Below are 20008 nucleotides of genomic sequence, written 5' to 3' on the forward strand. Positions count from 1 at the left end.
ATGGAATTCGGATAAAAAAAAGATAGGATGTTTTCATAAAAAAGCTATTTTGGGGGGTATGGCAAGCTATTTGAAGGAAAATTATGATGTAATTGTGTGCGGCGCGGGTCCCGCAGGGCTTTATGCTGCAAATACTCTTCAAAAAGGCGCAGCCGGAAAGTTATCGGTCTTATTGCTCGATCGCAAGTCGCCGTGGAAGGAACCGGTTTCGTGTGCCGAAGCGGTTTCGCGGAAAATTTTCTCGCGGTATTGGACTCCGAAAGAAGAATGGACTCGGCAGCATTTAGATGGCGTCTATTTTACATCGCCGGATATGACCCGCGTCGAATATTTCCAATCGGACTGCGGTTTGATTTTGGATCGTGCGGCATTTCATCGTGAAATGGCAGAAAAAGCCCGCGAACTCGGTGCGGAATGTTACTTTGAAAATTACGTTGAACGCATTTTCCGGACAGACGACGGACTTTGGAATGTCGTCGTACGGCACGAGGGAAATGTTCAAGTACTCAAAACGAAAACCGTCATCGATGCGACGGGTCCGGGCGCAAAAATTACCCGCGACGTCCCCGAATTAGATGAACTCGAAACGGGAAATTTTGATGTGGAACCGGCAATTTTTGCGATTGCCGAAGGCATTCCACACGATGTGAAGCATATTGAACTTCTTTTTGGGCACAAATATTTTCCGGGCGGTTACGGTTGGGTTTTTCCGCGCGACGGTAAAACGGTGAATGTCGGACTCGTCAACGGGCGAGAATTTTTGCAAAGTCATCCGCCGAAAGCAACTCTCGAAGCATTTATCCGCGATGCGTATCCAGAGGCGAAAATTTTATCAATTCACGGTGGCGCGATTCCTTGTGGACAGTCGTCGAGACCGATTGCGGCGCTTGGCGTCTTTAAAGCAGGAGACTCGGCGAGTACGGTAAACCCCATCAGCCGGTCGGGGATAGTCGAAGCGCTCAAAAGCGGAAAAATCGCAGCGGAATGCGTTTTGGAATGGCTCAAGGCAAATTCCGAAGAAGAAAAACGCGAAATTGAAAAATCGGCGTATTTCCGTTGGATGAAAATTCAAGGAAAGGCGCATCTCAATTTCCACCGCGGCAAGAAAGGTTTTGGAAGCATCTCGGATGCGCAGTTAGACAAAGCAGCGCATCGCTTGGCGTCAATTCCTGCGAATAAACGTAGCCTTTTCCGTATTTTCTGGACGGTGCTTTCTTCGTCGCCGTCGATTCTTTGGAAATTGCATTCGTTCTTTTTTTAAGGCTTAAAAATGAAAAGCATTGAAGAAATCGAAAATGAAATTCGAGCGGAATTTGCCGCTTTTACATCTCCCGATGATAAGTGGGCTTATCTTTTAAAACTCGCGCGCAATCATCCGGGAATGGACGAAAAACTCAAAGAAGAAAAATTTCTCGTGAAAGGTTGTGCGTCTCGGATGTTCCTCGTTCCAGAATTTAAAGAGGGCATTTTGCATTTGCATATGGATACCGAAGTCGGCGCCGATAATCCGTTGATAAGCCGCGGGCTCGGTGCGCTTGCGCTCAAAATTTACGATGGGCGGACGCCTGCGGAAATCCTTTCTGCGGATCCGGAATTTTTCCAAAAAATCGGTTTGCAACAAGGACTTTCTCCGACGCGTTCGAACGGTTTTGCGAGTCTTTTAAAACAAATTTATTTGTACGCAAAAGTTTTTTCGGCTTTAGCGGCACGTTCTAAATAGGAGACAACATGCTCAGTTTTCAGAATATTATGGGTGGAAAAAATCCGCTAGATGATCCGGAAGATGAAGAAACCGAAGGCAAGAAAAAGCCCGAGGTCAAAGGCTTTATCAGCTGGCAAGATGCGCTTGTGATTTTGGTCATTATCGGGGCAATCGTCGGCGGCTATCAATATTATCAGTATGCAAAAAGAACGAGCGCCGAAATTTTTGCGCGTTGCGCTTTGCAATACGATGGCGGCGATTTTGTTTCGGCAAAAGCCTGCTACGATAGCACGTGGGATTTGAGTTATGCTCCCGCCGAAATGGATAGCCTTCGCGTCGTTCGCCTCGGAGCGATTGAAGACATGAAAGTAGCGCAGGAATTTGTGTTAGAAACCGTTTCCGCTGCGTTACAATCAGGAGATTCTGCAACGGCAATCGCCGAAGCCCAAAAATTTACCGGTCCCATTCTTTTAGACGAATCCGATACGAAAAAATGGGAAGAAACGAAAGAAAAGCTAGGAATGAAAAATTAAAAAAAGGCGGCTTGGCCGCCTTTTTTAATGGGGAATGTCCGCTTGGATTCAATACATAATTGATAATTAACAATGCATAATTAGAGAGTTAGGCGCTTCGCGCGGGAATGCAAGATCTTAGAACTTAGATTTTAGAGCTTAGTATTTCTAAGTTCAAAGTTCTCAGCTCTAAGTTCCCAAAACCCCGCGCGGCTTTGCCGCGCGCAGGGAATGCGAATGGGAAAGTGGTTGGTAGTTAGTGGGTAGGGGCAGAAATTTGCAAAATGTTATCTCCGGAGTTCCGATGAACACATTTTGCGGGTAAAATGTTATCTCCGGAGTTCCGATGAACACATTTTGCGGGTAAAATGTTATCTCCGGAGTTCCGACGAACACATTTTGCGGGTAAAATATTATCTCTAGAATCCCGGAGGACCTGGAAACGAGAAAAATGAGGGATTTGTAATTAGGAATGAGGGATGTAGAATATAAACAAGAGTCTATTTTACCAGAATTTTTTGCGTTTTGAACCCAGAGGCGGTATTCAGGCGAATCATATAGCTTCCGCGAGGGAGCTTTTCTGTTTCAAGCGACACATTTGCGTGCGAAAGCGCGTCAAAGTTTTTCACCAAGCGTCCAAGAGCGCTATACACTTGCGCAGAATGCACGCTTCCCGAAGAGTTGTTTACAAACCAGGCGTTTCCTTGCGAAAAGAGCACGTTTGCCGCAGGCTGCATGCGATTGAGCCTTGTGACCGCATCGGCCGTAAGCATCACCGCGGTAATCGACTTTGCAGGCACCGTAAGCGTAACCTTGTTTGACACAACCGATGCTGTTCCCGCCTTCAGCGCATTTTCCGTGTGCGATTTAAATGTTTCGCCTGTAATGCCAGCAAGCGTAAGCGTTGTCGCGTTTGCTCCCATATTTTTTAAGCCCGAAATCTCAATCGAAACATTTTGCGATTCCTTTTCGGCGCGGTTTACAAGAATCACCGTCATCGAATCCCGAGCTGCACTTACCGATGTATACGCCGACAAAAGCGAATCGTTACTCGATGTTGACGCTACGCGCAATCCGTGACCGTAACGGCTAAACAGGTGAACCGTTTCGTACATGCCATCTCCCCATGTCCACGGGCTAAAAATCTCGACACCGTGATCCATAAAAGTCCCAAGCCACGAAGCGTATGTAATCGCAGTCGTCATCGGGTCGGTTTCGTCGATAATGCTCGTTTCGGTAAGTCCAAGTGTTATGCCGTGATCTTTTCCAAAGTACTTGTCGAGCCAATCGCGCACGCGCTTGAAAATGTATTCCTTCGTCTGTTTATTGTCCCAGGAGCCGTTCACCATCTTGATGCCGTTTGCGCCCGAGTAATTGTAAGTCGTGTCAAAGAAAACGCGGTGCCAGTTCACGCGTTCTTCATACGATGTTTCCGTCGGATACCAATGCATATCGAAGACATCGAGCATTTTCACGCCGCTCGATTTTTCTTCTTCGGCAAGGCGCTTGATAAAGTATTCGAGCCAGCAGTAGTTGCGGTCTTCGCCCTTGCCAAGGCCAGACTTTCCACCTGTTGCCCCCACGCTGCACCACTGCCATTCGTTTGCGACTACAGGGCCTGTAAGCTTGATGCCGCTCCATTTTGCGCGCGCTTTTTTGGCTACATCAATATAACGCTCCACCAAAAAATCAGCGTCAATATCCAGCGGGAGATCCCCGTGCGTCCCCGACCAGATTTCCATTTCGTTGTCCATGCTCCAGTATGTAAAGCGAGACATATCAAATTTCAATTCGTCGCGCCAGTGCTCGATAATTCCCACGGTAGAATCCGCCGGCCAAGGCTCATTGTAAAGCCTGTAATCGCCCGCCTTTAAAAGCGTCTTGCCATCGTCAGATACTTCGCCGCCTCCGGCCAAGTCAAGCGTGCTTGTCGGATAAAATCCATGTGAAACTTTATAATCCCATTCCCCAAAATTGTAATCCGTCGTAGAAGCCGCATAACCCGTGAGCTGAAACGCATACATTGCATCCACTCCCGGCATATTTTCAATCAGCTTTTTGGCAGTAACGTCCCAGTCATGGCTGTAAACATTGTTAAACCAGTCCGGATGAACCGTCATCTTTTTTCGCCAGTTGTAACGCGTCGCGTTGTTGCCGTTGTTCGAGCGCAAAAAGTGCATGCCCGATTCAAGCATTTTGCTGTAAAAATCCTTTTCCTTCGATAACTGCTCCGCATCCGCGCCCTCGGAGTCGCTTATCACATCGATGTTTCGCCCGTAAATGTAAGGCGAAATCTTTTGCTCGCCCGAAAGCGCATCGATAGAAACCGAAATATCGGCAAAGGCAAAACCCGCAAGAAAAACGACGGCGTAAAATTTTTTCATAAAAATTCCCATTGTTAACTCCCTAAAAATACTCTCGCTCTTATTAAATCGCAAATGGGAAAGCGGGGCGTACTCATTCCTAATTTTTAACGCTGCATTGTATTATTCTTTGTTCGTCTTCGATTTGGATTTCAATTTTGTGCGTGAGAATGCTTTCATCGTCTAAGCGCTCGGGCCATTCGATGAGGGTGATTCCTTTTTGCGATGCATAATAATCAACGCCGATTTCGTCTAAGTCAGCGTGCGGCGGGAGACGATACAAATCCAAATGATAAATGGGAATGGCTGCGTTCGGGTATTCGTGGACGATTGTATAAGTCGGGGAATTGACTTGGCCTGAAAAGCCGAGACCTTTGCAAATGCCGCGGCTGATGACGGTTTTCCCGGCACCGAGTGTACCGTAGAGGGCGATGACAGAACCTTGCGATAATTTTTTGGCGAAAGATTCTGCCCACGCTAATGTTTCGGCTTCGCTTTGCGTTTTGACGGTTTCAATCTTGACAAAATTTGCCATAATTCATCTCGACGATTACAATTTATCGCGGAATTGTTCGTAGGTAAATTGATGCACCAATTTAAAGCGATTGTCCAAAGTCCAAATGCCGATGCTCGGATGTTTTACGCCGTTGAAGAATGTCGTCTTGACCATTGTATAATGAATCATATCGAAGAAGACGATGCGGTCGCCGACTTGGAGCGGTTTATCAAATGTATAATCGCCGATGACATCGCCTGCGAGACAAGTGTCGCCGGCTAAGCGATATTCGTAGGGCTTTTCGCTGACGTTTCCCGCGCCGATGACGGTCGGACGGTAAGGCATTTCCAAGCAATCGGGCATGTGTGCGCTCACCGAGACATTTAAAATCGCGATGTCTTTTTCGTTGTGCACGATATCTTCGACGGTAGAAACGAGTTCGCCCGTTTGCCAGCCGACAGCTTCACCCGGTTCCATAATGATTTGAACATGGGGATAACGCTTGTGAAAATCTTTTAAAATCCGGATGAGATAGTCGACGTCGTAATCCTTGCGGGTAATGTGATGCCCGCCGCCGAAGTTGACCCATTTCATCTGCGGAATCCATTTGCCAAAGCGTTCTTCAAAATTTTTCAGAACCGCAGCGAGTGCGTCTGCGTTTTGTTCGCAAAGAGCGTGGAAATGCAATCCTTCGATGCCGTCGAGTTCTTCGGGCTTAAATTCTTTGAGCGTGACGCCTAAGCGGGAATATTTTCCGCACGGATTATACAAGTCGGTTTCGACGGTTGAAAATTCGGGATTGACGCGGATTCCTGCGCTCACATGAGCCGCTTGCGTTTTTTCTTTAAAACGCTTCCATTGGCTGAAACTGTTGAAGGTGATATGGTCCGCGAGACTTAAAATTTCATCGATTTCATCGTCGCCGTAAACGGGCGCAAAGACATGAACTTCTCGATTCATCTCATTTCGTGCAAGTTTTGCTTCATTAAGACTTGACGCAGTCGCTCCAGCAAGGTATTTTCCTACTAAGGGGAAAGTGCTCCACATGCTGTAGCCTTTTAAGGCGCAGATGATTTTAACATCCGCTTCTTTTTCGACCCGTGAAAGGATTTCGAGGTTGCGGATAAGGCGACTTTCTTCTAAAACATAACAAGGACTAGGAACTTGAGAATAATTGATCATAGTTCAAATTTAATTTTTACTAGATTTCTCTCCAAGAGAGGTTTTCTTTTGAATCGAATTTGTCGCAATCTTCTTGTGCTTCTTGGTTTGACTGGTGCTGCTTTTGCGGCGCAAGTCAGCTCTTCATCTGTCGCTTCGGCAGCTTCGTCTTCTTCGACGGTTTTGCTTGCTCCGAAGGTTTCTAGTTCTTCGGCGGCGACCCTTACCCGCGGGCTCGGGGATTTTGGGAAAGCGATTGAAGCGAAAATGGATTCTATTTCGGCGGCTCTCGAAGCGAGTGCTAAAACTTCGAATTCCGATAGCATCGCCAAAGCGAAAGCGGACAGTGTGCGTGCCGCTCTCAAAGCAGGCAGTTATGTGCCGCGCGCAAAATACGATAAGAGCAATTTCGATTCGTGGAAAATCGATACCGTTTTCCAGAAGTCGATGAAGGAACGCGTCGCAGGCGATTGGCGGACGCCGATTCTTTCGCACGGTCACGCTTTCCGCGATGCAGAACTCAAGTTCCAAATGAACGATACCCTTCTCGGCACAACGCGGACTTATTCGGATTCGGGTCGTTATCAGATGACGGGTGAATACACTTACCGCGCACGTTATCGTTTTGAAAATGATTCGACGATTGTGACTCGCGAAGTCTTCAAAGACCGCGGCGTTGTCCGTTGGGATTACATTCAATTCCGCATTGCCGACGATAAATTCCAGTATCATTTAATGAAAATCGAATTCCGCGATTTGAACGATAACTGGTTGAACGCTCTCCAAGGATTTGATAAAGTAGAACCGGAAGTTTATCTGCGAGTCAAGGATGCGAATGCGCCGGCGCCAAAGTCGGTTCTAAACGTCAACGATAAATAATCCACTTTCATGTCGCGGACTCTGCTCGGCTTTTTCTTTCTGGCGGTGCTAGTCTGCGGGCTTCTTTTGGCGACGCTCCTTTCGGGACCGTCGCCTGTTTCTTTTTCAGAAGTGTTGCAGGCAATTTTTGGCGAAGTTTCGGGAGCGGCAAACGATATCGTTTGGCAAATTCGAATCCCGAAAGCGATGACGGCACTTTTTGCGGGAATTTCTCTTGCGGTTTCGGGGCTTGTGTTACAAAGCGTTTTCAAAAATCCGCTCGCGGGGCCGTTTGTTCTCGGGGTGAGTTCTGGGGCGAATTTAGGGGTGGCGCTTGTGCTTCTTGCGGGCTTTGGGGCTTCTTGGGGACTTGTGCCGTGTGCAGCGCTTGGCGCCTTTGGTGTCGTCTTGCTCGTGCTTTTTGCGTCTCGATTTATCGCACGCTCGGTTTCGCTTTTAATCGTCGGATTGATGGTCGGCTATTTTGTCGATGCGATCGTTTCGTTTCTCATGATGACTTCGTCGTCCGAGGCGCTTCGCGGCTTTGTCACTTGGGGACTCGGCTCGTTTTCGAGGCTCGCGCTCGATCGGGTGATGTCGTTTGCGATTTTTACGGCGGTGGGAATTTTACTTTGCGCTTCGCAAATTCGCTATTTGAATGCGGCGCAAGTCGGGGATGCGTTTGCAGAAAGTTTGGGTGTGAATGTGCGGCTTTCGCGGATGGTGGTGCTCTTTGGGGCGAGTCTTCTTGCGGCAGGCGCTACGGTTTATTGCGGACCGATTAGCTTTCTCGGTTTAGCGTCGCCACATATCGCCTTTGGCATTTTTCAATCGTCGAATCATCGGGTGCTTTTCCCGGCGACGGCTTTAGTGGGGACAGCGCTTGCGCTCGTTTCGGGGCTTCCGCAAAATGTGCCGCTTTCGAGTGTGACAAGTCTTTTTGGTGCGCCGATTGTGCTTTGGATTTTTTTGCGTTCGCATCGCGGAGGCGAAAATGTCTAAGGCAATTCTTGCGGCAGAAAATTTTTCGGCGGGTTATGCGAAGCCACTTTTTGAAAGCGCAAATCTCGTTTTGAATGCGGGCGAAGTCGTGTCGCTCGTGGGTCCGAACGGAACGGGCAAAAGTACTTTGCTCAAAAGTTTTGCAGGGCTTTTACCGCCGCTTTCGGGAAAAGTCAATTTGTGTGGAATTCCGCTTGTCGGAATTTCGATGCGGCAACGTTCACAGTGGATTGCTTCGGTTTTTACGCAGGAACATGTGCCGTATGGGATGACTGTCCGCGAATTTGTTTCGCTCGGACGCATTCCGTATTCGGGAATTTTTGACGGGCGAAATGATTCTGACGAAGCGGCGATCGATTCGGCGATTCAAAATGTGCAGCTCGAAAATTTTGTAAAGCGTCGCGTGCAAACTCTTTCGGACGGAGAACGTTCGCGGGTTTTTATTGCGCGGGCGATTGCATCCTCGCCAAAAATTTTACTGCTCGATGAACCGACTGCATTTTTAGATGTGCCGAACATTTTGCGCTTGTTCCGCTTTTTGCAAAAATTGGCCGAGGAAAAACAAATGGCGATTTTACTTTCGACGCATCACGTGGATTATGCGATTCGCTTTTCGCAAAAATTGATAGCGCTCGATGGCAAACGAAAAATTTTTGAAGGCGATGCGGCAGCGGTCAAGTCGGCGGGATTTTTAAGTTGGGCCGAAGAATAATTTTTAAAGGAGAATGAATGCGAAAACAAATCATTTTCTTTTTGTACGCGTTAATTTGTCTGCAGTTTTTAGCGTGCGCCGGAACGAAAACCGAAACAAAAAACGAAAAAGTTCTGCGCGAAGAACATTTTTTGTGGAAGGCAGAAAAAGCGGGCGCGCCCGCCATTTGGCTTTTGGGAAGTATTCATTTGGCGGATTCCTCTTTTTATCCGTTGCCTTCGATTATCGATTCTGCGTTGGATGCTGCAACTTTAGTCGCAGCCGAACTCGATGTTTCCGAGCCCGAGACGATACAAAAAGCGGGTTTGTTAATGGCGCAAAAAGGTGCGCTTGCGCCGGGGAAAAAATTGAAAGAAGTCCTTCCGGATTCGCTGTATTTTCGGGTGGATTCTCTTGTGAGCGCGTGGGGAATTCCGCTTGAAATTTTAGAACCTTTCCGTCCGTGGATGGTCGCAATTTCGCTTTCGGCGTTAGCGATTGAACGCTCGGGGCTTTCGGGAGAATTTGGCATTGACCAAGAAATTTTAGCGCGCGCTGGCGATCAAGGGAAGAAAATTTTTGCGTTAGAAACTCCCGAAGAACAAGTCGGCATTTTTGCCAATGCGGAAGATTCGCTGGGCATTCAATATTTAAAAGCGACTTTGGATGAAATCGCAGTCGCCGATTCGTTTGTTCAAGAAATGGCGAAGGCTTGGAAAATGGGCGACGAAGTAAAAATGCGCGAACTTTTAGATTCGGATAAATCGGAAGATGTTTACGAAGAAGAACTTTATACGAAGCGCAATTTGCGAATGGCCGCGGTCATCGATTCGCTCGCTCTTTCCGGCGAAAAAGCTTTTGTCGTCATCGGTTGTGCGCACTTAATCGGCGAAGGCGATAATGTGTTAAAACTATTGGAAAAGAAGAATTATAAAATCACGAAAAATTAGAAATGGATGATAATGCATAATTAACAATGCACAATCGGAAATGATGACGGCTTCGCCGCGCGAGGGTTTGAGAACTTAGAGCTGAGAACTTTGATCTTAGAAATTCTAAGCTCTAAAATCTAAGTTCTAAGATCTTTTGTCGCCCAGGGGCGCCGCTTCATTTAAAAACGCTGTGAAACTATCGCCCAAGGGCGCCGTCTCTATTTTTCTCTTCGTCTAAATTTCGTTGTTGCGCGACATCTAAGCCGACGCGTTTGGCGAGGGCGTAGAGAGCGGGGCGTTGGATGCCGAAACTTTCGGCGGTGCGGGTGACGGAATAATTGTTTTCTTTTAATTTCGCAAGGATAAATTGGCGTTCTTCTTCGCGCTGCAATTCTTGAAAGGTTTTGTAATCGATGTTTTCCCAGGTGCGAGCGGCTGCGGGGATTGCTTGTTGCGCAAAATTTTTGGTGAAAATATTTTCGAGGGTGAGTTCTTCGCCGTCCATTAAAATGAGCCCGCGGTGAATTGCGTTTTCGAGTTCGCGGATATTTCCCGGCCAATCGTAACGAATTAACGCTTGCATTGTTTCGTCCGAAATTTTGGGAATGAAATTCGGGCGCAGAGAAAATTCGCGGACAAAGTGATTTATCAAATCCGGAATGTCTTCTTTGCGGTCGCGCAATGCGGGCACTTCGATGGGGATGACATTTAAACGGTAAAAAAGATCTTCGCGGAATTTCCCTGCGGCAGCTTCTTTTTGCAAATCGTGATTGGTCGCCGCGATAATTTGCGCTTTGATTTTTTTTGTTTCGTTTGAACCGATGGGACGAATTTCGCCTTCTTGCAGAGAACGTAAAAGTTTCGCTTGCATCGAGAGCGGAATGTCGCCGACTTCATCTAAAAATAAAACGCCGCCGTTTGCTGCTTCAAATAAACCTTTGCGTTCGGAAATGGCGCCGGTAAAAGCGCCGCGGGCGTGTCCGAATAATTCGCTTTCAAAAAGGCTTTCGGTAATGGCGCTGCAGTTGACCGAAACCAAATTGCTCGAAACCGAAGCGATTGCTTTGGCGACTAATTCTTTGCCAACGCCGGATTCGCCGGTGATGAGAACGGTTGCGCCTTTGCTGCGAATCGCTTTGAAAATTGTCTGATAAAGTTTTTTGACCGCGGTACTGTGCCCGATAATTTTTGTGAGCGCTTTGCTAATCGTCGAAACGATTGCCGCTTGTTTTTTTAATTCGTTGACGGCGGTCATAAAGCGCAGACGCAAATCGTCTTTGCTTAAAATATCGCTAAAAAAATTTTGTTGAAATGGAGTTAATTGTAACGGATCCGAGCCGAATCCCAAGAATCGTGTGACGGGGCAAATTTCTCGCAGATTGCGAAATAATGCATCCGGAAAATTGCGGTCCAAATCGACGACGGTAATCGCTGGCAAAAAACGGCGGAAATTTTCCGCCGCATTCATCGTATCCGAAGAAAGAAAAGTCTCATAGCCATCGACGTTCGAAAGCACATCTTCGAGAAAAGAAATGCTTTCGCTCTCTTCGGAAAGGAAGAAAATTCGCGTCTTGTCCATGAGATTTTGCAGTTATTTGCCGAGGGCTTGTGAACGGAGAGTTGCGGCTTCGACCGTGTGCATCAATGTGCCACGGAAACCCGCATCTTCCAAAACTTGAACGCCAGCAATCGTCGTTCCCGCTGGGGACGAAACCATCGCAGAAAGTTCTCCGGTGTCTTTGCCCGACTTCTTTAGAAGTTCTACGCTGCCTTCAATCGTTGCGAGGGTTAACTGCATCGCTGTGGCGCGGGTAAGTCCCATTTTGACGCCGCCGCGGACAAGGCCTTCGATAAATTCAAAGACGTATGCCGGAGCGCTTCCCGAAAGTCCGGTGACCGCATCGATCAAATTTTCGCCGACGGTAACGGTAACGCCGACTGTTGATAAAAGCGATTTGGCAACTTCTAACGATTCGCTTGAAACGCCGTCCGAAGCGATTGCGATTGCGCCTTTTCCAACAGTTAACGGAAGATTCGGCATAACGCGGACAACGTCGCCGTGATTAAATGTCAACGCTGCGAGAATTTTTTCACGAGAAACTCCCGCCATAATGGAAATGATTTCGGGCTTGTTATTCACTTTGCCGTTTGCGCTTGCATTCCATTCGGAAGCGACAGATTTGAAAACTTGCGGCTTGACGCAAAGGAAGAGAACGTCAGCGGCAGCAGCCATTTTTCCGAAGTCGTCAAAACGGATGGCGCCGAGTTCTTCAACCGGTTTTGCGGTTTTGTCAAAAGGTTCAAAGAAGAGAATTTCTTCGGGTTTGTGGCCCGCTTGCAAAAGCCCGCGGAGGATAGCTCCGCCCATGTTTCCGGCTCCAGCAAAAGCAATTTTTTTAGACATCGTTAATTTCTCCTAACCATTCATCGAAGCGAGAAATTCTTCGTTGTTCATTGTTTTAGAGAGTTTGTCGCGCATAAATTCGATGATTTCTGTCGAAGGTTGTTCTTGCAAGAATTTGCGGAGAATCCAAACGCGGCGTAAAGTATCTTCGCTCAAAAGAAGTTCTTCTTTGCGGGTTCCCGATTTGAAAATATCGATGGCGGGCCAAATTCGTTTTTCGGCAATGCGACGGTCAAGAACGAGTTCCATGTTGCCGGTGCCTTTGAATTCTTCGAAGATGACTTCGTCCATGCGGCTTCCGGTATCGATTAAAGCGGTGCCGATAATCGTAAGCGATCCGCCGTTTTCGATTTTACGCGCAGCGCCGAAGAAGCGCTTCGGGAATTGCATTGCGAGAGCATCCACACCGCCCGAGAGAATTTTTCCCGAGTGCGGAATCACGACGTTATTTGCGCGGGCAAAACGAGTAATCGAATCGAGCAAGATGACGACATCGTTTCCGTATTCTACCAAACGCTTGGCTTTTTCCAAAAGAATTGTCGCCACTTTTGTGTGATGCTCAGGCGGTTCGTCAAATGTCGAAGCGATGACTTCGCCTTTCACATGGCGGCGCATATCGGTCACTTCTTCGGGGCGTTCATCGATGAGCAAAACGAAGAGTTTTACTTCGGGATGATTTTTCGCAATCGCGCTTGCGATGTTTTGCAAAAGAACGGTTTTACCGGTCCGCGGAGGTGCGAGAATAATACTTCTCTGACCTTTTCCGATGGGCGCAAACAAATCCATAATGCGCGTTGAATAATCGTCTTGTTTCCATTCCAAATTCAATTTTTGGTAAGGATGTATCGGCGTTAAATATTCAAAACCGACGCGGTGTTTTGCTTTAATCGGATCTTCGCCGTTAATCGTATCGATGCGGGCGAGTCCAAAGTAGCGTTCGCCTTCGCGCGGTTGACGCAAAAGACCTGTAATCGAGTCACCGCTTTTGAGATCGAAACGGCGAATTTGATTTAAGCTAATGTAAATATCTTCGCTGCTATTTTTATCGCTAGGCAGATAATTCAAATCGATGCTGCGCAAAAATCCGCAGACTTCGCGTTCGTTTTCTTTGATGATTTCGAGAGTGCCTTCTGCATAAATCGGATTGCCTTCGCCCGAAGTCACCGCGAGCAAACGATAAATGAGCGATTGCTTTTTTAAGCGTTTGACATCGGGAATATTTAATGCGGTTGCTTTTTCTTGCAAATCGAACATCGGCGTATTGCGAAGTTCACGCCAATGCTGCATCGCTTCGGCGACCTTTTCCGGATCAGCGGGAGGCGCTTGCAACTGTTCTTCGGGAATATCATCTTGCGGAAGGAAACGGTTGCGGCCGAGTTTATTTTTGCCGAATTTATTGTACTTGTTATTGTATTTGTTGAAGCGATCGTTATTGTTAAAACGATTGTTCTGCTGCATATTTGGATAGCGACGATTATTTTGCATCGCACCTGCGTAAGGCGCATCGGGCATCGGGGCTTCAAACGACGGATTATTTTGGACGGAACTCATGTCCGGCGAATTTTCCGCAGGGACAGAAACTTGCGGCGCTTCAAAGGTTGCGGTCTGAGCATTTTGATCTGCGGGCGCAGAATTTTCTTCCGGGTAAAAATTTGTGTTTTCTGCGGCTTTAAATTCGGATGGCGAAAAATCTTGCGCAGAGGAATCGGTGCTTTCTGCAAAATTTTCTTGCGGTGCAGAAATCGATTCGAATTGCGGCGCAGAATTAAATTGTTGCGCTTGTTCAAACGGCTGCGCTTGTTCAAATTGCGGAGCGGATTCGTAAGAGGGAACCGCACTCTCGGAAGTTGCATGAGAGGCTTCGTAAACGGATTCCGTATCCGCGGCGGGCGTGGCATTCGCCGCTTCGTATGCCGAATCTTGCTCGGGAACGGGCTGTTTCCGAGGACGACCGCGATGACGTTTTTGCGGTTCTTCGACTTTTTGATCCTCGGGGAATGTAATCGGGGCAGCAAGGTCTCCCAACGCAGAAAGATCTGGGGTAGGGGAATCAGGGGAAACCATATCAGAAATCAATTTGACGGATGAAATGCCGTCTGTCTTCTTCGGTCTTGGCACAGGGACTCCTGCGAACTGTGAAAAATAAATAATGAAAATGAAATGGCCATCTTAAACGCGCAAATCAAAAAAATGGAAAAGCTTTATCACTCGTTCAAATTTTCAATTAGGCGGTGACCCAAATAAAAGGAAAAAGCAGAAACGCTTTTTCCGAGACCAAATATAATAGTTTTTGCGCTCGGGCGGTAGAATTTCGAAGTTAAGAGTGTAAAATTTTACAGTTTCGCGCAGAGCTCTTTTGTAAAATCTATATTAAACGCGTGGAATCTTTGGAACGAGTTTTTATTGCCTTGGGCAGTAACATCAAGCCCCGCGGCAGTCGCTTAGCGGAAGCGCGGGCGATGCTTCAAAAAATTTCTCTCGGCGGTTGGGTGGAAAGTTCCATCTATGAAACGGCGCCGATAGGTCCGCAGGATCAAGGAAAATTTTTTAATCAAGTCGTATCGTTCTGGTACGGAAAAGGCTCGCGGAAACTTTTGAATTATCTCAAAGGCGCAGAACTTTTTTTGGGAAGGCATCCGCGCGGACATTGGGAAAAACGGGAAATCGATATGGATTTGCTGTATTATGGCGAATGCATTTTAAATCGGCGTCCCGGTCCGATAATTCCGCATCCGCTAGCTGCAGTCCGCGGATTTGTAATGGTTCCATTCGCAGAAATTTATCCGGATTTTTGCGATCCGCTTCTCGGGAAACCGATTAAAAAAATTTTAGAAGAATTGAAAAATTCTGGCGCCGAAGTTGAATTCAAAAAAGTGGAGACGGACGATGAATGAAGCTTTTATCGGTCAAGCGACCGAAGCCACGATGAAACTGCCCGAACGCGTCCACTTTATCGCTATCGATGGCGTTATCGGAGCGGGCAAATCTTCGCTCGCAAAAATTTTGGCCAAGGCGCTTAGCGCAAATCTTGTGCTCGAACAATTCGAAGAAAATCCGTTCTTAGCGAAATTTTACGAAAATCCCGAAGCGTATGCGTTTCAAACGCAGCTTTTCTTTTTGCTTTCGCGGTTGCGTCAATTTCAAGATGCCTTTGTGCAGAATGATTTATTCCGCCGCAATGTGGTGAGCGATTACACTTTTGAAAAAGATCGCATTTTTGCACTACAAAATTTAACGGACAGCGAACTTGCGATGTATGAAACGGTTTCGGATAATTTATCGAAAGATTTGCCGACGCCGGATTTAGTCGTTTATTTACAAGCGGATGTTTCTACGCTAATGAATCGCATTGCGATGCGCGGACGCGCGATGGAAAAAAATATCGAAGGCTCGTATCTTCGCGATTTGCTCGCCCGTTATGATCACCATTTTTGGCATTATAAAAAAGCGCCCGTGTTAATTATCAACACGAATCAAATCGATTTTGTTCACAATGAAAAACATCTGAAGCTCGTGCTGGATGCGATTGCAGCAGCGCCGACTCAGACAACTTACTTTGCTCCGGAAGGTGGCTAATTTCATGAAAATTGTAAAGACGATTGCAGAACTCCGTGCGGAACTTCTTCCGCTCAAAAAAGCGGGCAAGTCAATTGGACTTGTTCCCACGATGGGAGCTTTGCATGCGGGTCATATGAGCTTGGTCGATGCATCGGCCAAAGAAAATGATGTAACCGTAGTCAGCGTATTTTTGAATCCGATTCAATTTGGAAAAAACGAAGATTTGGATAAATATCCGCGGCGTTTGGAGAAAGACGCAGAATTGGTCGCAGCTCATGGCGGCACATTTGTCTTTGCGCCTTCGAACGAAGAAATGTATCCCGATGGCGACCCGTTAACTCTTGTCCGCGACGAAACGATGGAACGTCTTTATTGCGGAGCTACGCGTCCCGGACATTTCCGCGGCGTTTTAACGGTCGTTACAAAACTCTTTAACATTTCGGGAGCAGACCGCGCTTACTTTGGCAAAAAAGATTATCAGCAAGCGTTTTTGATCAAGCGCATGGTGAAAGATTTGAATATGCCGATTGAAATTCATACGTTGCCGATTGTCCGCGAAGATTCTGGACTTGCGCGTTCGAGCCGCAACGAATATATGAATGACGCAGAACGCAGCGCAGCCGTCGCAATTTCTAAAGCGTTAACAAATGCCAAAGCGCAATTTACCGCTGGCGAAAAAAATGTGAACGTGTTGCGTTCAAAAATTCAAGAAGCGGTGGCGAAAGCGGGTGGCGTCGTGCAATATGTTGAAATCGCAAGCCAGAAAACTCTTCTTGCAAATCAAAGCGGAATTGTCGACGAACCGTCCGTGATTTTAATCGCAGCCTTCTTCGGCAAAACGCGTCTCATCGATAACATCGAACTGTAAATTTTCGTAGAACTTAAATTGAAAAACGCACGGCGAAGCCGTGCGTTTTGAATTGAAATTTCCAAGAGTTTTTACTTTTTCTTCTTGGAGCGCGAAGCGAACCATTCGTCGAAGGTGATTGCGCGATCGACGTAACCGGTCGGCGTGAGTTCGAGAATGCGATTTGCCAAAGTTTCTGCAAATTCATGGTCTTCGGTGCAGAAAATAATCGGACCTTTGTAGGCGACAAGACCGTTGTTGAGTGCGGTAATCGATTCCAAATCCAAGTGCGCAGTCGGTTCATCGAGCATCAACATGTTGGCGTTCGAAAGCATCATTCGGCTGAGCATGCAGCGCACCTTTTCACCGCCCGAAAGAACCTTCGCCGATTTCAGCGCTTCTTCGCCGGTAAAGAGCATTCGCCCGAGGAATCCGCGGATAAAAGTTTCATCTTGTTCTTTGCTGAATTGACGCAACCAATCGACGAGAGAAAGATCTTCGCCAAAGAAAGCGTCATTATTCCGCGGGAAATAACTCGACGAAATCGTCGTGCCCCATTTGACTTTTCCGCTCTTGATATTTTCGGGATCTTGAATGGCTTCAAAGAATGCGGTTTTGAGAACGCCGAATTCACCGACGAGAGCGACTTTGTCGCCGCTGCCGAGAGAGAAATTCAAATGTTCTAATTTATTTCCTTCGTCCGCATCAATCGTTAAGTCTTTGACTTCCAAAACGATTTTTCCGGGTTCGCGGTCCATTTTAAAACTGACCCACGGGAATTTGCGGCTCGATGCCGGCATTTCTTCAACAGTCATTTTGTCGAGAAGCTTTTTACGGCTGGTCGCTTGCTTTGCCTTCGAAGCGTTGGACGCAAAACGCTGAATAAACGCTTTGAGTTCGGCAATTTTTTCTTCGGCGCGGCGGTTCTGATCTTTGCGTTGCTTTTGGGCGAGTTGGCTTGCTTCGTACCAAAATTCGTAGTTACCGCAGTAAAGGTTAATGCGCCCGTAATCGATGTCGCAAATATTCGTGCAAACGCGGTTCAAAAAGTGACGGTCGTGGCTCACGACGATCACGGTATTTTCAAAACGTTCCAAGTAATCTTCGAGCCAGTTGACGCATTCGAGATCCAAGTGGTTCGTCGGTTCGTCGAGCAAAAGAATGTCGGGGTTTCCGAAAAGCGCTTGCGCAAGAAGCACGCGGATTTTTTCGTTACCGTCAAGTTCTTTCATGAGCTTAAAATGCATTTCTTCGGGAATGTCCAAACCCTTGAGAAGAGTTCCCGCCGAAGAGTCCGCTTCGTAGCCGCCCATTTCGCCGAATTTCGTTTCTAATTCAATCGCTTCCATGCCTTCGGCTTCGGTCATTTCCGCTTTCGCATAAAGTTCATCGCGGCGTTTGCCGATTTGATATAATTCCGGATAGCCTTGCATCACGGTATCGAGAACGGTGCATTCTTCGTATGCGAAGTGGTCTTGCTTCAAAACCGCTAAACGTTCGCCCGCATCGTGGGTCACATCGCCCGTGTTCGGTTCCAATTCGCCCGAAAGGATTTTTAGAAACGTCGATTTTCCAGCGCCATTGGCTCCGATAATCCCGTAGCAATTTCCTTTGCGAAACGAGAGGTTAACTTCCTTGAAAAGCACGCGGCTTCCGTATTGTAAACTCACATTAGAAACATTCAGCATGGCGCCAAATATAGAAAATTAGGAGTTAGAAATGAGGAATGAGGAGGGAAGAGAATGGCGCCTGCGGGGCAGCTACAGTAAAAGCCTTTAGATTTCCTAAAGGCTTTTATTGATTTTACTTAGACGGAGGATTGTTTCCGCGACCGCCACCAGATGGGTTTCCTGTTCTAGATGGCCAATTTGGGTTTGGATTACCGGTGTGATTTGTTGCCATAACGAATCTCCTTATTTTGAGTTGTGTTGATTAGGGTTTAATTGTTTTCCGCGGTTTCCTTGGTTTTGATCGTATTGACGATTGGTACCAAAGGTGCCTTTATTTGGATTTTGCATGTTTGATGCATTATCTTTTGGTTCCATGATGATTCCTTCTATAGAAAGTTATTTATTTTTAAGTTTTTTTCAGCTTTTTGACTTTATGTCAAAAACTTTTCTAAACTTAAAAACGCCAACGGTTATTTTGGGTTATTCTTTTTAAGGAATTTTTTTATAAGTGACAAAGACAAACCTCCGACAAATAAGTCCTTTTATGGAGTGGTCTTTTTGTTGGGCATTTTAGGGGGAAATATTTACTCCGATTTTATGGAAACCGATAAATTTGAAGATGTTGCAAAACGTTCCGAAGAAAATTTGAAATTAGCGAACCAACGTCATGGTGCTTATTGGGATTCTTTATATCAAGAAAACGCAACTCTCAGTCGAAAAATTTCAGAGGAATATGCAAAATATGGGCAATTGAAACGATCTAACGATGAATTAGAAGAAGCGAATAAGGAGTATGCTTCTGCTTATAATGTTTTGCAAAGTCAAAACGAGGAATGCAGAAATCAGCAGGAAGAATGTATTTCTAATTTAAATTCGACAAATCAAGAATTAGCTGAATCTAAAATTTCAATAGATTCTTTAAAAAGCAAATACGGATATTTAAATCAAAATTGCAATCAAATGCTTGAATCTTATCAAGACTCCGTAGCTACGCTTCTAGACGATTTGAAAAAATGTGAAGAATCTTCGCAGAATCGTTTTTCGATGGAAACGGAATTTGCGTTAGTTTATGAATGCATTTTTGGGCAAAGTCGTAGCTATTATTATTCAAAACAAGAAATAAGTCAACTTTCAGACTGCTGTGTTCAAGCGGTCAAAGCGTTTCAAAAGCATAATCCACATGAAAGTGACTTGAAAGATTTTCAAGAATCCATTTCATTTAAATGCAAAGGATAAAAAATGACTGAAGAAGAAATCAACAAAAAAATCCAAGATATAAAAAATCAACTTGCTAAATTAGAACCTTCCATAAAAACTTTTAGTGAGTTCGCAAAGAAGCAATTTGAAAATATGAAAGGCAAATTTCATCATGCCAAAACGAAGTTTGAAGAAAGCAAAAATACGACGAAAAGAAACGCTTTGATGACGGTGTCTGCACTTATTGTTGCCGCTCTTGGCGGAGGTTTCATCGCTTCGGATAAGAGATTGCCTGTTAAAGATGAGTTTATGCTGATGTATGATTGCGTTTTTAATTCACATAATCGATATGATAATTATTCTTTGAATGATTTGAAAAGAGTTGCGCAAAAATGTGCAGATATAATCTATGAATACGAAAAGGCCGATTCAATACGAATGATAATTTTTTTAAACGAGTGGCTCTGTTCCCTCAAATGGTTGTTGACAAGTTTAAAATGACATAATTTGTCATCGCTAGAATGTATATTTGTGGCGATGGACGAGATTGCGCCACAGATAGCCCTGCTCAGGCAGATGTACATGGGACTGGACAAGAAGTCCCGCAAGGCGTTC

19 protein-coding genes and 1 pseudogene are annotated in these 20008 nt (G+C 46.1%); 12 read left to right on the plus strand and 8 right to left on the minus strand.

The window, feature by feature from the left end:
• Nucleotides 1–58: 58 nt before the first annotated feature.
• Genes B0H50_RS10735 through B0H50_RS10745 form a run of 3 tightly spaced genes read left to right on the plus strand, consistent with a single transcriptional unit; the run spans nt 59 to nt 2235 of the window.
• The gene (locus B0H50_RS10735; protein ID WP_106199911.1) at nt 59–1261 is read left to right on the plus strand and encodes a geranylgeranyl reductase family protein; all 1203 of its coding nucleotides are present in this window, start codon (nt 59–61) and stop codon (nt 1259–1261) included.
• Between the two features lie 9 nt (nt 1262–1270).
• A complete protein-coding gene (locus B0H50_RS10740; protein WP_106199913.1) occupies nt 1271–1720 on the plus strand; it encodes a SufE family protein in 450 nt (149 codons plus the stop codon).
• A gap of 8 nt (nt 1721–1728) precedes the next feature.
• Complete coding sequence (locus B0H50_RS10745; protein ID WP_146129229.1) at nt 1729–2235, plus strand: hypothetical protein; 507 nt, start codon at nt 1729–1731, stop codon at nt 2233–2235.
• A gap of 479 nt (nt 2236–2714) precedes the next feature.
• Here the strand turns inward: B0H50_RS10745 and B0H50_RS10750 are convergent, their stop codons facing one another.
• The 3 genes from B0H50_RS10750 to nspC form a co-directional block, all read right to left on the minus strand.
• The gene (locus B0H50_RS10750) at nt 2715–4598 is read right to left on the minus strand and encodes a glycoside hydrolase family 44 protein (protein ID WP_233244775.1); all 1884 of its coding nucleotides are present in this window, start codon (nt 4596–4598) and stop codon (nt 2715–2717) included.
• Nucleotides 4599–4677: 79 nt separating this feature from the next.
• On the minus strand, nt 4678–5112 hold the full coding sequence (gene tsaE / locus B0H50_RS10755; RefSeq protein WP_106199964.1) for a tRNA (adenosine(37)-N6)-threonylcarbamoyltransferase complex ATPase subunit type 1 TsaE: 435 nt from the start codon (nt 5110–5112) through the stop codon (nt 4678–4680).
• 15 nt (nt 5113–5127) lie between these two features.
• A complete protein-coding gene (gene nspC, locus B0H50_RS10760) occupies nt 5128–6255 on the minus strand; it encodes a carboxynorspermidine decarboxylase (RefSeq protein WP_106199966.1) in 1128 nt (375 codons plus the stop codon).
• A gap of 75 nt (nt 6256–6330) precedes the next feature.
• Here nspC and B0H50_RS10765 point away from each other — a divergent pair, with 75 nt between their 5' ends.
• The 4 genes and pseudogenes from B0H50_RS10765 to B0H50_RS10780 all read left to right on the plus strand — a co-directional run bounded on the left by B0H50_RS10765 (nt 6331) and on the right by B0H50_RS10780 (nt 9735).
• Nucleotides 6331–7113 (plus strand): hypothetical protein, encoded by a 783-nt coding sequence (locus tag B0H50_RS10765; protein WP_146129231.1) that lies wholly within the window; start codon nt 6331–6333, stop codon nt 7111–7113.
• A 9-nt stretch (nt 7114–7122) separates the two neighbouring features.
• Nucleotides 7123–8094, plus strand: a complete 972-nt coding sequence (locus B0H50_RS10770) for a FecCD family ABC transporter permease (RefSeq protein ID WP_106199970.1) — start codon at nt 7123–7125, stop codon at nt 8092–8094.
• Nucleotides 8087–8602, plus strand: a pseudogene (locus B0H50_RS10775) (ABC transporter ATP-binding protein); the annotation flags it as partial. The gene B0H50_RS10770 and the pseudogene B0H50_RS10775, both read left to right, overlap by 8 nt.
• Nucleotides 8603–8823: 221 nt before the next feature.
• On the plus strand, nt 8824–9735 hold the full coding sequence (locus B0H50_RS10780; RefSeq protein ID WP_106199974.1) for a TraB/GumN family protein: 912 nt from the start codon (nt 8824–8826) through the stop codon (nt 9733–9735).
• 178 nt (nt 9736–9913) lie between these two features.
• Here the strand turns inward: B0H50_RS10780 and B0H50_RS10785 are convergent, their stop codons facing one another.
• Genes B0H50_RS10785 through rho form a run of 3 tightly spaced genes read right to left on the minus strand, consistent with a single transcriptional unit; the run spans nt 9914 to nt 14239 of the window.
• Nucleotides 9914–11296 carry a sigma-54 interaction domain-containing protein gene (locus B0H50_RS10785; RefSeq protein ID WP_109587723.1) on the minus strand — a complete coding sequence of 461 codons (1383 nt, stop codon included), beginning with the start codon at nt 11294–11296 and terminating at the stop codon, nt 9914–9916.
• A gap of 12 nt (nt 11297–11308) precedes the next feature.
• On the minus strand, nt 11309–12121 hold the full coding sequence (gene proC / locus B0H50_RS10790; RefSeq protein ID WP_106199978.1) for a pyrroline-5-carboxylate reductase: 813 nt from the start codon (nt 12119–12121) through the stop codon (nt 11309–11311).
• A gap of 12 nt (nt 12122–12133) precedes the next feature.
• Nucleotides 12134–14239 carry a transcription termination factor Rho gene (rho, locus tag B0H50_RS13895; protein WP_408609877.1) on the minus strand — a complete coding sequence of 702 codons (2106 nt, stop codon included), beginning with the start codon at nt 14237–14239 and terminating at the stop codon, nt 12134–12136.
• A gap of 260 nt (nt 14240–14499) precedes the next feature.
• Here rho and folK point away from each other — a divergent pair, with 260 nt between their 5' ends.
• Genes folK through panC form a run of 3 tightly spaced genes read left to right on the plus strand, consistent with a single transcriptional unit; the run spans nt 14500 to nt 16547 of the window.
• Nucleotides 14500–15015, plus strand: a complete 516-nt coding sequence (folK, locus tag B0H50_RS10800) for a 2-amino-4-hydroxy-6-hydroxymethyldihydropteridine diphosphokinase (protein WP_109587724.1) — start codon at nt 14500–14502, stop codon at nt 15013–15015.
• Nucleotides 15008–15697, plus strand: coding sequence for a deoxynucleoside kinase (locus B0H50_RS10805; protein WP_233244779.1), 690 nt, complete (start codon nt 15008–15010; stop codon nt 15695–15697). The genes folK and B0H50_RS10805 overlap by 8 nt, the downstream gene beginning before the upstream one ends.
• 4 nt (nt 15698–15701) lie before the next feature.
• Nucleotides 15702–16547 carry a pantoate--beta-alanine ligase gene (gene panC, locus B0H50_RS10810; protein ID WP_106199982.1) on the plus strand — a complete coding sequence of 282 codons (846 nt, stop codon included), beginning with the start codon at nt 15702–15704 and terminating at the stop codon, nt 16545–16547.
• Between the two features lie 71 nt (nt 16548–16618).
• Here the strand turns inward: panC and B0H50_RS10815 are convergent, their stop codons facing one another.
• Together B0H50_RS10815 and B0H50_RS13825 are read right to left on the minus strand one after the other, a co-directional pair.
• Nucleotides 16619–18214 (minus strand): ABC-F family ATP-binding cassette domain-containing protein, encoded by a 1596-nt coding sequence (locus B0H50_RS10815; protein ID WP_109587725.1) that lies wholly within the window; start codon nt 18212–18214, stop codon nt 16619–16621.
• A gap of 225 nt (nt 18215–18439) precedes the next feature.
• On the minus strand, nt 18440–18571 hold the full coding sequence (locus tag B0H50_RS13825) for a hypothetical protein (protein WP_269843934.1): 132 nt from the start codon (nt 18569–18571) through the stop codon (nt 18440–18442).
• A gap of 183 nt (nt 18572–18754) precedes the next feature.
• On the opposite strand from B0H50_RS13825, the gene B0H50_RS10820 reads away from it, so the two are divergent.
• On the plus strand, nt 18755–19432 hold the full coding sequence (locus B0H50_RS10820; protein WP_146129232.1) for a hypothetical protein: 678 nt from the start codon (nt 18755–18757) through the stop codon (nt 19430–19432).
• A gap of 3 nt (nt 19433–19435) precedes the next feature.
• On the plus strand, nt 19436–19894 hold the full coding sequence (locus B0H50_RS10825) for a hypothetical protein (protein WP_109587726.1): 459 nt from the start codon (nt 19436–19438) through the stop codon (nt 19892–19894).
• Nucleotides 19895–20008: the final 114 nt, after the last annotated feature.

Source organism: Hallerella porci, assembly GCF_003148885.1.
Classification (GTDB): Bacteria; Fibrobacterota; Fibrobacteria; order Fibrobacterales; family Fibrobacteraceae; genus Hallerella; species Hallerella porci.

Coding starts and splice junctions, on each gene's coding strand:
- B0H50_RS10735 (WP_106199911.1), top strand. CDS start 59: ATGGCAAGCTATTTGAAGGAAAATTATGATGTAATTGTGTGCGGCGCG.
- B0H50_RS10740 (WP_106199913.1), top strand. CDS start 1,271: ATGAAAAGCATTGAAGAAATCGAAAATGAAATTCGAGCGGAATTTGCC.
- B0H50_RS10745 (WP_146129229.1), top strand. CDS start 1,729: ATGCTCAGTTTTCAGAATATTATGGGTGGAAAAAATCCGCTAGATGAT.
- B0H50_RS10750 (WP_233244775.1), bottom strand. CDS start 4,598: ATGAAAAAATTTTACGCCGTCGTTTTTCTTGCGGGTTTTGCCTTTGCC.
- tsaE (WP_106199964.1), bottom strand. CDS start 5,112: ATGGCAAATTTTGTCAAGATTGAAACCGTCAAAACGCAAAGCGAAGCC.
- nspC (WP_106199966.1), bottom strand. CDS start 6,255: ATGATCAATTATTCTCAAGTTCCTAGTCCTTGTTATGTTTTAGAAGAA.
- B0H50_RS10770 (WP_106199970.1), top strand. CDS start 7,123: ATGTCGCGGACTCTGCTCGGCTTTTTCTTTCTGGCGGTGCTAGTCTGC.
- B0H50_RS10780 (WP_106199974.1), top strand. CDS start 8,824: ATGCGAAAACAAATCATTTTCTTTTTGTACGCGTTAATTTGTCTGCAG.
- B0H50_RS10785 (WP_109587723.1), bottom strand. CDS start 11,296: ATGGACAAGACGCGAATTTTCTTCCTTTCCGAAGAGAGCGAAAGCATT.
- proC (WP_106199978.1), bottom strand. CDS start 12,121: ATGTCTAAAAAAATTGCTTTTGCTGGAGCCGGAAACATGGGCGGAGCT.
- B0H50_RS10805 (WP_233244779.1), top strand. CDS start 15,008: ATGAATGAAGCTTTTATCGGTCAAGCGACCGAAGCCACGATGAAACTG.
- panC (WP_106199982.1), top strand. CDS start 15,702: ATGAAAATTGTAAAGACGATTGCAGAACTCCGTGCGGAACTTCTTCCG.
- B0H50_RS10815 (WP_109587725.1), bottom strand. CDS start 18,214: ATGCTGAATGTTTCTAATGTGAGTTTACAATACGGAAGCCGCGTGCTT.
- B0H50_RS13825 (WP_269843934.1), bottom strand. CDS start 18,571: ATGGAACCAAAAGATAATGCATCAAACATGCAAAATCCAAATAAAGGC.
- B0H50_RS10825 (WP_109587726.1), top strand. CDS start 19,436: ATGACTGAAGAAGAAATCAACAAAAAAATCCAAGATATAAAAAATCAA.